Annotated in this window: 10 protein-coding genes and 1 pseudogene; 6 read left to right on the forward strand and 5 right to left on the reverse strand. The window is 51.5% G+C overall.

The features are described from left to right. Nucleotides 1-127: 127 nt before the first annotated feature. From glnA to SK39_RS27110, 4 genes are all read left to right on the forward strand, one after another. Nucleotides 128-1,537, forward strand: coding sequence for a glutamate--ammonia ligase (glnA, locus tag SK39_RS10895; protein WP_003028638.1), 1,410 nt, complete (start codon nucleotides 128-130; stop codon nucleotides 1,535-1,537). A gap of 281 nt (nucleotides 1,538-1,818) precedes the next feature. Then, nucleotides 1,819-2,868 carry a nitrogen regulation protein NR(II) gene (glnL, locus tag SK39_RS10900; RefSeq protein WP_003028636.1) on the forward strand — a complete coding sequence of 350 codons (1,050 nt, stop codon included), beginning with the start codon at nucleotides 1,819-1,821 and terminating at the stop codon, nucleotides 2,866-2,868. A 10-nt stretch (nucleotides 2,869-2,878) separates the two neighbouring features. Further along, on the forward strand, nucleotides 2,879-4,288 hold the full coding sequence (gene glnG / locus SK39_RS10905) for a nitrogen regulation protein NR(I) (protein WP_003028633.1): 1,410 nt from the start codon (nucleotides 2,879-2,881) through the stop codon (nucleotides 4,286-4,288). A 111-nt stretch (nucleotides 4,289-4,399) separates the two neighbouring features. Further along, the gene (locus tag SK39_RS27110) at nucleotides 4,400-4,510 is read left to right on the forward strand and encodes a YshB family small membrane protein (RefSeq protein ID WP_003028631.1); all 111 of its coding nucleotides are present in this window, start codon (nucleotides 4,400-4,402) and stop codon (nucleotides 4,508-4,510) included. A gap of 89 nt (nucleotides 4,511-4,599) precedes the next feature. Here SK39_RS27110 and hemN read toward each other — a convergent pair whose 3' ends face one another. The 3 genes and pseudogenes from hemN to SK39_RS27575 all read right to left on the reverse strand — a co-directional run bounded on the left by hemN (nucleotide 4,600) and on the right by SK39_RS27575 (nucleotide 7,028). After that, nucleotides 4,600-5,973, reverse strand: a complete 1,374-nt coding sequence (hemN, locus tag SK39_RS10910) for an oxygen-independent coproporphyrinogen III oxidase (protein WP_003847923.1) — start codon at nucleotides 5,971-5,973, stop codon at nucleotides 4,600-4,602. Nucleotides 5,974-6,161: 188 nt separating this feature from the next. Beyond that, complete coding sequence (yihI, locus tag SK39_RS10915; protein WP_016151253.1) at nucleotides 6,162-6,677, reverse strand: Der GTPase-activating protein YihI; 516 nt, start codon at nucleotides 6,675-6,677, stop codon at nucleotides 6,162-6,164. 165 nt (nucleotides 6,678-6,842) lie between these two features. Continuing rightward, nucleotides 6,843-7,028 (reverse strand): annotated as a pseudogene (locus SK39_RS27575) (hypothetical protein). Between the two features lie 209 nt (nucleotides 7,029-7,237). On the opposite strand from SK39_RS27575, the gene yihA reads away from it, so the two are divergent. Further along, a complete protein-coding gene (gene yihA / locus SK39_RS10920; protein WP_003847926.1) occupies nucleotides 7,238-7,870 on the forward strand; it encodes a ribosome biogenesis GTP-binding protein YihA/YsxC in 633 nt (210 codons plus the stop codon). A 119-nt stretch (nucleotides 7,871-7,989) separates the two neighbouring features. Here the strand turns inward: yihA and spfP are convergent, their stop codons facing one another. Continuing rightward, entirely contained in the window at nucleotides 7,990-8,037 is a 48-nt protein-coding gene (gene spfP, locus SK39_RS27830; RefSeq protein ID WP_071892919.1) for a small protein SpfP, read from the reverse strand. Between the two features lie 166 nt (nucleotides 8,038-8,203). Further along, nucleotides 8,204-10,990, reverse strand: a complete 2,787-nt coding sequence (gene polA, locus SK39_RS10925; RefSeq protein WP_003840413.1) for a DNA polymerase I — start codon at nucleotides 10,988-10,990, stop codon at nucleotides 8,204-8,206. A gap of 363 nt (nucleotides 10,991-11,353) precedes the next feature. Between polA and SK39_RS10930 the strand changes: the two genes are divergently transcribed. Further along, nucleotides 11,354-12,289 carry an acyltransferase gene (locus SK39_RS10930; protein ID WP_003028622.1) on the forward strand — a complete coding sequence of 312 codons (936 nt, stop codon included), beginning with the start codon at nucleotides 11,354-11,356 and terminating at the stop codon, nucleotides 12,287-12,289. Nucleotides 12,290-12,292 lie beyond the last annotated feature (3 nt).

The following is a 12,292-nucleotide window of genomic DNA, read 5'->3' on the forward strand; positions in this document are numbered from 1 at the left end:
CCTTTTAGGGGCAATTTAAAAGTTGGCACAGATTTCGCTTTATATTTTTTACGGCGACACGGCCAATTTTTTGCAGAATTGAAGACTTCGTTACCACGACGACCATGACCAATCCGGGAGAGTAAGTATGTCCGCTGAACACGTTTTGACGATGCTGAACGAACACGAAGTGAAGTTTGTTGATTTGCGCTTCACTGATACCAAAGGTAAAGAACAGCACGTCACTATTCCTGCTCATCAGGTAAATGCCGAATTCTTTGAAGAAGGCAAAATGTTTGACGGCTCCTCAATCGGTGGCTGGAAAGGCATTAACGAATCAGACATGGTTCTGATGCCAGATGCGTCTACTGCACTCATCGACCCGTTCTATGAAGAGTCCACCCTGATCATCCGTTGCGATATCCTGGAACCTGGTACACTGCAGGGCTATGACCGCGACCCGCGCTCCATCGCAAAACGCGCTGAAGAGTATCTGCGTTCTACCGGCATCGCAGACACCGTTCTGTTCGGGCCAGAGCCAGAATTCTTCCTGTTTGACGACATCCGTTTCGGCGCGTCTATTTCCGGTTCCCACGTGGCAATCGATGACATCGAAGGCGCATGGAACTCCTCCACCAAATACGAAGGTGGTAACAAAGGTCACCGTCCTGGTGTGAAAGGCGGTTACTTCCCGGTTCCTCCGGTAGATTCTTCTCAGGACATCCGTTCTACCATGTGTCTGATCATGGAAGAGATGGGCCTGGTTGTTGAAGCGCATCACCACGAAGTGGCGACCGCTGGCCAGAACGAAATCGCGACCCGCTTTAACACCATGACCAAAAAAGCGGACGAAATTCAGATCTACAAATACGTCGTGCACAACGTTGCGCACCGTTTCGGTAAAACCGCGACCTTTATGCCAAAACCGATGTTCGGTGATAACGGTTCCGGTATGCACTGCCACATGTCCCTGTCCAAGAACGGCGTAAACCTGTTCTCTGGCGACAAATATGCGGGTCTGTCTGAGCAGGCGCTGTTCTACATCGGCGGTGTAATCAAGCACGCTAAAGCGATCAACGCCCTGGCTAACCCGACCACCAACTCCTATAAGCGTCTGGTCCCAGGCTACGAAGCGCCGGTAATGCTGGCTTACTCTGCCCGTAACCGTTCTGCTTCTATCCGTATTCCGGTTGTTGCTTCTCCGAAAGCGCGTCGTATTGAAGTGCGTTTCCCGGACCCGGCTGCTAACCCGTACCTGTGCTTCGCAGCACTGCTGATGGCTGGTCTTGACGGCATCAAGAACAAGATCCACCCGGGCGAAGCCATGGACAAAAACCTGTACGACCTGCCGCCGGAAGAAGCGAAAGAGATCCCACAGGTTGCTGGTTCTCTGGAAGAAGCACTGAAAGAACTGGATCTGGACCGTGAGTTCCTGACTGCAGGCGGCGTGTTCACCAATGAAGCGATCGATGCGTACATTACGCTGCGTCGCGAAGAAGATGACCGTGTGCGTATGACTCCGCACCCGGTAGAGTTTGAGCTGTACTACAGCGTTTAATCGTTTGAGTTGCCGTGGAACTTTTAGCCTGCTCAGGCAGGCTTGAGATCGATGGCGAATGATAGGACGCCTGATGGCGCAAGCTTATCAGGCCTACCGGTAACATCACCTTGTAGGCCGGATAAAGCAAAGCCGCCATCCGGCATCTGCGTTTGCCAGTCATCTGTAGCCCATCCCAGGATGGGCTTTTTTCTCCACTAACAACCTGCTTTCTCGCGCTTTTTTGATGTAAAAAGCTATAATGCACTAAATTGGTGCAACACTTTTCAGGAGACTGCTGAATGGCAACCGGCACGCTGCCCGATGCTGGGCAGATCCTCAATTCTTTAATCAACAGCATTTTGCTCGTCGACGATGAGCTGGCGGTACATTACGCCAACCCGGCGGCACAGCAGCTGCTCGCCCAAAGCTCCCGCAAACTGTTTGGTACACCGCTTCCCGATCTGTTGAGTTATTTCTCCTTAAACATCGGACTGATGCGAGAGAGCCTGGAAGCAGGCCAGGGCTTTACGGATAACGAAGTGACGCTGGTGATAGACAGCCACTCACATATCCTCTCAGTGACCGCTCAGAGGCTGCCTGATGGCCTTATCCTGCTGGAGATGGCGCCAATGGATAACCAGCGCCGTCTGAGTCAGGAGCAGCTCCAGCACGCCCAGCAGATTGCCGCCCGCGATCTGGTGCGCGGTCTGGCGCACGAAATCAAGAACCCTTTAGGTGGATTACGCGGCGCAGCGCAGCTACTCAGCAAAGCGCTTCCGGACCCGGCGCTGACCGAATATACCAAAGTCATTATTGAGCAGGCCGACCGCCTGCGTAATCTGGTCGACCGTCTGCTGGGACCACAACAACCTGGCATGCATGTCACTGAAAGTATTCACAAGGTGGCGGAGCGCGTGGTGGCGCTGGTCTCAATGGAGCTCCCGGAAAACGTCACGCTGATTCGTGATTACGACCCGAGTCTGCCCGAACTACTGCACGATCCGGACCAGATCGAGCAGGTTCTGTTAAACATCGTGCGCAATGCTTTGCAGGCGCTGGGAGCGGAAGGCGGTGAGATCATTCTGCGTACCCGCACCGCGTTTCAGCTCACGCTGCACGGCGTACGTTATCGCCTGGCGGCACGGATTGATGTTGAGGACAACGGTCCGGGTATTCCCTCGCATTTGCAGGACACGCTGTTCTACCCAATGGTCAGCGGTCGCGAAGGCGGTACCGGGCTTGGATTATCCATCGCCCGCAATTTAATTGATCAACATTCCGGCAAAATTGAATTTACCAGTTGGCCGGGTCATACCGAGTTCTCGGTTTACCTGCCTATCAGGAAATAAGGTGACGTTTATGCAACGAGGAATAGTCTGGGTCGTTGATGACGATAGTTCCATCCGTTGGGTGCTTGAACGTGCGCTCGCAGGGGCAGGGCTAAGCTGTACCACATTTGAAAGTGGTAAAGAGGTGCTGGACGCGCTGGCCAGCAAAACGCCTGACGTACTGTTGTCGGATATTCGCATGCCGGGCATGGACGGTCTGACGCTGTTAAAACAGATTAAACAGCGGCATCCGATGCTTCCGGTCATCATAATGACCGCGCACTCCGATCTGGATGCTGCCGTCAGCGCCTATCAGCAAGGGGCGTTTGATTATCTGCCCAAACCTTTTGATATTGATGAAGCCGTGGCGCTGGTCGAACGTGCCATCAGCCATTATCAGGAACAGCAGCAGCCGCGCAATGTTCAGATCAACGGCCCAACAACCGACATCATCGGCGAAGCGCCGGCAATGCAGGACGTCTTTCGCATTATTGGCCGCCTGTCCCGATCGTCAATCAGCGTATTGATTAACGGGGAGTCCGGGACCGGTAAAGAGCTGGTCGCCCATGCGCTGCACCGTCATAGCCCGCGCGTCAAAGCGCCGTTTATCGCCCTGAACATGGCGGCAATCCCAAAAGATTTGATCGAATCTGAGCTGTTTGGTCACGAGAAAGGCGCGTTTACCGGGGCGAATACCATTCGTCAGGGGCGCTTTGAACAGGCTGACGGCGGTACGCTGTTCCTCGATGAAATTGGCGATATGCCGCTGGACGTGCAAACGCGTTTATTGCGCGTATTAGCCGATGGACAGTTTTACCGCGTTGGCGGCTATGCGCCCGTGAAGGTGGACGTACGTATTATCGCCGCCACGCACCAGAATCTGGAACTACGCGTACAGGAAGGCAAATTCCGCGAGGACTTATTCCATCGTCTGAACGTCATCCGCGTGCATTTGCCGCCACTGCGTGAACGTCGGGAAGATATCCCACGTCTGGCGCGCCATTTCCTGCAGGAGGCCGCGCACGAACTGGGGGTTGAAGCCAAACAATTACACCCGGAGACCGAGGCGGCGCTGACCCGTTTGGCCTGGCCGGGTAACGTGCGTCAGCTTGAGAACACCTGCCGCTGGTTAACCGTCATGGCGGCCGGGCAGGAAGTACTGATTCAGGACTTACCAGCCGAGCTGTTTGAAACCACCGTGCCTGACGCACCGTCCCATATGCAGCCAGACAGCTGGGCAACCCTGTTGGCACAGTGGGCAGACCGGGCCTTGCGTTCCGGTCATCAAAACCTGCTTTCTGAGGCTCAACCGGAAATGGAGCGCACGCTGTTGACCACCGCGCTACGTCATACCCAGGGGCACAAACAGGAAGCCGCACGCCTGCTTGGCTGGGGCCGTAATACCTTGACGCGTAAGTTAAAAGAACTCGGAATGGAGTGACGATTCGTCACTGTGTAAAGATTGATAATTGAGCGCAAATTGCTGCTATTTTGCGCTTTACTGTTCCGATGAGTTAAGTATGATCGTGCCCGGCAAACGGGGGAAGTCATCATGCTGGAATCAATGATTAATCTACTGTCGAGCGGTGCGGTCGAAAGCCATACGCCACAAACTGCGGTTGCCGCAGTGCTGTGTGCGGCGCTGGTTGGGCTGTTCAGCTGAAGGCGCGCCGGATGGCGCTAACGCTTATCCGGCCTACAGATTATTGCGACGTGTAGGCCCGGTAAGCGTAGCGCCACCGGGTAACCCGGTTAAATGACGCGGGAGAACTGCTGCATGCGTGCTTTCTGCCGCAGATAGGCATCAAAGCACATGCAAATATTACGGATCAACAGGCGCCCCTTCGGCGTAACCTGAATCCCCTTCTCATCCACATCCACCAGCCCATCTTTCGCCAGCGGTGCCAGCAGTTTCAGGTCTTCGGCAAAATAGTCAGCGAAGTTCAGAGCCCATTGCTGTTCCACAGCGGCATAGTCGAGGCGGAAGTTACAGATCAGGAGCTTAATAACATCACGACGAATGCAGTCATCGCGGGTCAGGGCAATTCCGCGCCACAGTGCGTCCCCCTGCTCGTCTACCTGCTGATAATAGCGCTTCAGCTCTTTCTGGTTCTGCGCATAGTTGTCACCAATCATACTAATGGCTGACACGCCCATTCCCAGCAGATCTGTATCACCCTGGGTGGTATAACCCTGGAAATTACGATGCAGCACACCCTTGCGTTGAGCAATCGCCAGCTCATCATCCGGCCGAGCAAAGTGATCCATACCAATGAACTGATAACCGGTTTCGGTCAGTGAAGAAATGGTTTCCTGCAGGATATCCAGCTTCTGCTGCGCGCTGGGCAGGTCGGCGTCTTTAATCTTGCGCTGAGCGGCAAACAGCGTCGGCAGGTGCGCGTAGTTGAAGACGCTCAGTCGGTCTGGATTCAGCTCAGCAACGCGTTTCAGGGTAAAGGCGAAACTTTCCGGCGTCTGTTTTGGCAAACCATAAATCAGATCGATATTCGTTGAGGTAAAGCCAATCTCACGCGCATGATTCAGCAGCGCAAAGATAAACTCCTCATCCTGCTCACGGTTCACCAGGCGCTGAACTTCTTTATTGAAGTCCTGCACCCCCATGCTCAGGCGGTTAAAACCTTCAGCGCGTAAATGATCGAGCACATCCAGCTCAATTTCACGCGGATCCACTTCGATCGAGATTTCGGCGTCGTCGTTAAAGTTAAAGTTGCCACGCAGCAGCGACATCAAACGGCTGATTTGCGCTTTATTCAGATACGTTGGCGTGCCGCCGCCCCAGTGCAACTGACTGACATGACGTCCGGCAAACAGCGGTGCGCGATGAATAATTTCTTGTTCTAAGACATCGAGGTATTGATCGGCTTTATGCTGCTGGCGAGTCACGACCTTGTTACAGCCACAGAAATAACACAGCTTGTGGCAGAACGGGATGTGAACGTACAGCGAGAGAGGACGCTCAGGATAACGCGCCACGGCCTTTAGAAATGCTTCAGTGCCGTAGTCTTCAGAAAACTCCAGCGCGGTCGGGTACGAGGTATATCGTGGCCCGGAATAGTTATATTTCTGGATCAGGGCCAGGTCCCAGTCTATTAACTGCTCTGACATGCTCACTCCTTCCGATGGCGTCTCTGGCGGGTACGGCGTACCGACTTAACCCCAGTACGGGTGATAAGTCGGTTGCGCAGCCACTTCTGTCGCCGCGACAACCGCTGTAGTTTAACGAATAACCACACCAGATAACATATAACCGGAAGGGTTATAAGCAGGACGGGAAGACCCACGGTGTAAAACCGTTAGTTACCGCCTTTCAGCAGGCGCATCATGTCTTCCTGCTTTTCTTCTTCTTCTTCCTCTTCTTCCTCGTCATCGTAAGAAAGACCCAGCTTTTGCATCAGCTCATCAATGCGGTCCAGCTTGGCATCAACCCAGGACTGATCTTCCGCGCTCAGGGTCTCTCCTGCTTCAAGACGCTCCAGCAGCGCATCCAGGCGCTCATCCGTTTCCAGTAAATCCAACTCAGCCTGTGGTGAAAGCATAGGTTTCTCACTCTTCGGTTTGTGCTGTTTGGTGACTTTTTCGGTCACGCCCAATGGAATGGGGGTTTTGCTGCCAATACGAGGATCTTTTTGCTTATTTTGGTTTCCGCCACCAGATGCGCCTTCGCTACCGGACGCACGGCTACCTGCCGCATGACCACGGTGTTTTTTCTGGCGCTTACGGTCGCGAGCTTCCTGGTTAATTTCTTCGCGTGTTTTACGACGCGCTTTTGCAGGACCTTTACCGCGTGGTGTAGAAGTTGGTTTCATCATGATTCGTCTTTGGCTGTTTTATTCAGTATATAATTGCGCCGGAATCTAGCAGAAATAAAGAAAAAAGGCGACAGAGTAATCTGTCGCCTTTTTTCCTGACTCTCAACCCTTACGGGCTCTACAATCCCTGTTGGCTATCAACACACCCTGTTTTTCCCTTAGCCTCTAACATTCCGTGTTGTTTCCATTTCCTTTTACTAACGTCTCCGGACGTTTGTCTTCCTGACAATCCTGTGTCTTCGCCTCCTGGCGCTCCTGACCCTCATCCTGAGTCGTCTATCCTGTCAGCTTCCTCGCTATGGATGCTACTTTACCGTTTTGGTTTAAACGTACAAGTAACCTGGGTAACAATTTCTGATTTTAAGAATAGCGCCCAAATGTAACTCTATGATTTATTTTATTTCTGTCATTTTTTACTCTGTCATCTCGTATAGAAACTGTCGGCAATGTCTCACAAAGCGCGTGGTTTTTACTCACACAGCCCACTCGTCGAAAAACCAGCCTTTTGCTGGGGTTCAGGTATAATCGCTGCAAAGCCCTGATTGATGGAGAGGACTGCTTTGACTAACTTGAATTATCAACAGACGCACTTTGTGATGAGTGCGCCTGATATTCGCCACTTACCTTCCGACACGGGTATAGAAGTGGCTTTTGCTGGCCGTTCCAACGCAGGCAAATCCAGTGCGCTAAATACCCTGACGAATCAAAAGGGTCTGGCGCGTACATCTAAAACGCCAGGTCGTACTCAGCTCATCAACCTGTTTGAAGTCGTTGACGGCAAACGCCTGGTCGATTTGCCAGGATACGGTTATGCCGAAGTTCCAGAAGAGATGAAGCGTAAATGGCAGCGCGCGCTGGCTGAATATCTGGAAAAACGTCAGAGCCTGCAAGGTCTGGTGGTACTGATGGATATTCGTCACCCGTTAAAAGATCTCGATCAACAGATGATCCTGTGGGCGGTTGAGAGCAACGTTCAGGTTCTGGTACTGCTGACTAAAGCAGATAAGCTGGCCAGCGGTGCACGCAAAGCGCAGTTGAATATGGTACGCGAAGCCGTACTGGCATTTAACGGTGATGTGCAGGTAGAAGCATTTTCATCGCTGAAAAAGCTGGGTGTGGACAAACTGCGGCAAAAACTGGATAGCTGGTTTAGTGAACTGGCACCGGTTGAAGAGATGCAGGACGGGGAATAACCCACCGTATTGCCGGATGGCGCCGCTGCGCGTCTTATCCGGCCTACAGCATGTACAAAACTTTTCTTTCGCACAATAAAAAACGCCCCAGTCATTACTGACTGGGGCGGCTAAAATATTCAGCCAAATCCGATTACGTGAAGTAAAAGGTCTGAAAGATAGAACATCTTACCTCTGTACCCTACGAGAATAACTTTACTCTTTTTTGAGCAGCTCAGAAAGCACTTTTTGTAATTTTTTTTCATTCCTTACATAGGGAATTCTAATGGACATCACAAAAAGCTCTCTCTTATGTTGCTTAGTTACGAAAAAGAGCCGTTATTCAGTAAACCCTTAGTGCGCCTGATCCCAGTTTTCGCCACTACCGACTTCCACCAGCAACGGCACGTCAATCTGGGTCTCGTTTTCCATCAGTTGGTGGATCTTTTTAGAGACGCTTTCGAGGTCATCTTTATGCACCTCAAACACCAGTTCATCGTGTACCTGCATGATCATACGCACACGCGGTTGCTCGGTTTGCAGCCATCTGTCCACCGCAATCATCGCTCGTTTGATAATGTCTGCGGCAGTACCCTGCATCGGGGCGTTAATTGCCGCGCGTTCTGCACCTGCACGACGAGCACCATTACTGGATTTAATATCCGGTAAATAGAGACGGCGACCTTCCAGCGTTTCTACATAACCCTGCTCTTTCGCCTGCGCGCGGGTGCGTTCCATATATTCCAACACGCCTGGGTAGCGTTCGAAGTAGAGATCCATGTACTTCTGTGCTTCTTTACGCGGAATATTCAACTGGCGCGCCAGACCAAAAGCGCTCATCCCGTAGATCAAACCGAAGTTGATGGCTTTCGCGCTGCGGCGTTGCTCGCTGGTCACAGAATCAAGCGGTAAACCAAAGACTTCTGCCGCCGTTGCGCGGTGAATATCTTTCCCTTCGGCAAACGCGGTAAGCAGACCTTTATCACGTGAAAGGTGCGCCATGATACGCAGTTCAATCTGTGAGTAGTCCGCAGAGACAATCACGTAGTCTTCTGGCGCAATGAACGCCTGACGAATACGACGACCTTCGTCATTACGTACCGGGATGTTTTGCAGGTTCGGATCCGTTGAAGACAAGCGACCCGTTGCGGTAACTGCCTGATGATAGGAAGTGTGCACGCGCCCGGTCTTCTTGTTAATCATCAACGGAAGCTTATCCGTATAGGTCGACTTCAGTTTTGCTAACCCACGATATTCCAGGATAACTTTCGGCAACGGATAATCCAGCGCGAGCTCTTCCAGCACCTCTTCTGACGTTGATGGTGCGCCACCAGGGGTTTTCTTCAGCGGCTTAATACCCTGCTTTTCAAACAGGATGGTTTGCAGTTGCTTGGTGGAAGAGAGGTTAAACGCTTCTCCGGCGATCTCGTGTGCTTTTTGCTCCAGCTCGTTCAAACGCAGCGTCAGTTCTTCTGAATGCTTGTGCAGAACAGCCGGATCGATTTTCACACCGTTGCGCTCAACACGAGACAAAACTGGCACCAGCGGCATATCGATATTTTCAAAGACGTTCAGTGGCCCTTTATGCTGCTGTAATTCTGGCCACATTTTCAGATGCAGCTGTAGCGTAACGTCGGCGTCTTCCGCAGCGTAACGCCCGGCTTCTTCCAATGCTATCTGGTTAAAGGTCAGCTGGTTTTTGCCTTTTCCAGCGATCTCTTCAAAGGTGATGGTTTTATGTTTAAGCCAGCGGTCCGACAGGCTGTCCATATCGTGTCGGCCAGCGACGCTGTTAAGAATGTAGGATTCAAGCATGGTGTCAAAGGTGATGCCGCGCAGCTCGATGCCATAGTTCGCCAGGATACCACGATCGTACTTCAGGTTCTGCCCGACTTTGTGCGCGTTCTCATCTTCCAGCAGCGGCTTCAGCAGCTGCAGCGCGCGATCGCGAGCTATTTGATCGGGGGCATCCAGGTAATCGTGGGCAACAGGAACATATGCCGCCACACCCGGTTCAATGGCAAAAGACAGGCCAACCAGATTCGCGGAAATATTGTCCAGGCTGTCAGTTTCAGTATCGAAGGCAAAGACAGGTGCTTTTTTCAGCTTCGCGATCCACTCTTCCAGCGTCGCTTCGTCCAGAATCGTCACATAGTTATCATACGAAAGAACCGTAGCCGGCTCCTCAGGCGTTTCATCGACGACAATAGTTTCTTGCGGTTTTGCCGCCGGCTTCGTCCCTTTCGCCTGTAGCCATTTACCCGCTTCAACGTCAGTAACCCAACGTTTGAATTCATACTGTTTAAACAGGCCAAGCAGTTCTTCCGCTGCCGGTTGACGGACTTCCAGCTGCTCGCAGGTCAACTCCAGCTCAACATCCGTTTTGATAGTAGCCAATTGATAAGAGAGGTACGCCACCTCTTTATTCTGCTCAAGTTTGCCCGCCATGGTTTTCGCACCACGGAATGTCAGCCCTGCAATTTTGTCTGATTCAGCATAGAGAGTATCCAGCCCACCCAGCCCCTGCAGCAGAGCCTGCGCAGTTTTTTCACCTACGCCTGGAACGCCAGGGATGTTATCTGAGGAATCCCCCATCAGCGCCAGGAAATCGATGATCAGTTCCGGCGGGACACCGTATTTATTTACCACCTCATCCGGGCCGAGGATCGTATTGGTCATGGTGTTGATAAGGGTGATATTCGGCGTCACCAACTGAGCCATATCTTTATCACCAGTGCTAATCAGCACCGGACGACCCACCTTCTCTGCTTCCCGCGCCAGCGTACCGATGACATCATCCGCCTCCACGCCAGAAACCGCCAACAGTGGCAGCCCCATCGCTTTTACCATCGCATGCAGAGGTTCAATCTGCGCACGCAGATCGTCCGGCATGGGTGGGCGGTGCGACTTATAGTGTTCGAATAACTCATCACGGAAGGTTTTACCCTTGGCGTCGAATACCACCGCCGCGTGGGTCGGCTGATATTGCAAAATCAAGCTACGCAGCATGTTGAGGACACCGTACATCGCACCCGTAGGTTCTCCTGCACTGTTAGTCAGCGGTGGGAACGCGTGGTATGCGCGATACAGGTAAGATGAGCCATCTACAAGGATAAGTGGGTTTTCTGGGATCTGAACCATAATGTCCGTGCCTGTTTATCAGATTATGGGTAAAGGATGCCACAGACAGGATGAAAACATGAGTTTTTCGCCGCATTTGTCGAAAAACTTTTGTAGATCTTCTGCTTTGCTCGCAAAGACAGCTGTGGATAACTTTGTGAATAAATAATTTACAGCTCTTTAAATATAACAAGGCAATTATTGCCTCATAATATTTTTATATGTATTTCAATGAATTAAATAAATACACAGCATTTTATTCCATTTTTACAGCTTATATCCTGATGTGGATAGATATTCCTCTTTTTTCTATTGAGGGAAGATCCATCATTTGGTTCGTTTTCTGATAAAATCAGCCCCTTGCGCCTCTTTCGCGCACTGTCTATGGCTAACCTTTTGAATAATTTAATTATGACGAGAATACTCGCTGCGATAACGCTGTTGCTGAGTATCGTATTGACCATATTGGTCACGATTTTTTGTTCTGTGCCGATCATCCTTGCGGGAGTTGTGAAACTCCTTTTGCCTATTCCTGTCGTCTGGCGCAAGGTTTCTGTCTTCTGTAATTTCATGATGTACTGCTGGTGTGAAGGTCTGGCGCTACTGCTGCACCTTAATCCACGGCTAAAGTGGGATGTTGAAGGACTGGAAGGTCTTAGCAAGAAAAACTGGTATCTGCTCATTTGTAATCATTACAGCTGGGCTGATATCGTTGTGCTTTGCGTTCTGTTCCGTAAGCACATCCCGATGAATAAATATTTCCTCAAGCAGCAGTTGGCCTGGGTACCCTTTATTGGCCTGGCCTGCTGGGCGCTGGATATGCCGTTTATGAAACGCTATTCACGTGGCTATCTGCTTCGCCATCCGGAACGCCGTGGTAAAGATGTCGAAACAACGCGTCGTTCCTGCGAGAAATTTCGCGTACACCCGACAACCATTGTGAATTTTGTCGAAGGTTCGCGCTTTACCAAAGATAAACGTGAGCAAACCCGCTCGCCCTATCAAAACCTGCTCCCTCCTAAGGCGGCCGGTATTGCAATGGCATTGAATGTACTGGGTTCACAGTTCGATAAAATGTTGAACGTCACGTTGTGCTATCCGGAAAACAGTAGTCGACCGTTCTACGACATGCTGAGCGGTAAGTTAACGCGGATTGTCGTGCGGGTGAATCTGGAGCCAATTCATGAAGAGTTGCACGGTGATTACGTGAACGATAAGGGATTCAAGCGTCGGTTTCAGCTCTGGCTAAATACGCTATGGAGTGAGAAAGACGCGCAGCTCGACGCGATTAAAGCCTCAAATAAAAAAGCCGGTCAGTGACCG

It is taken from the genome of Citrobacter sp. BIDMC107 (assembly GCF_001037575.1).
In the GTDB taxonomy this organism is placed as follows: domain Bacteria; phylum Pseudomonadota; class Gammaproteobacteria; order Enterobacterales; family Enterobacteriaceae; genus Citrobacter; species Citrobacter freundii.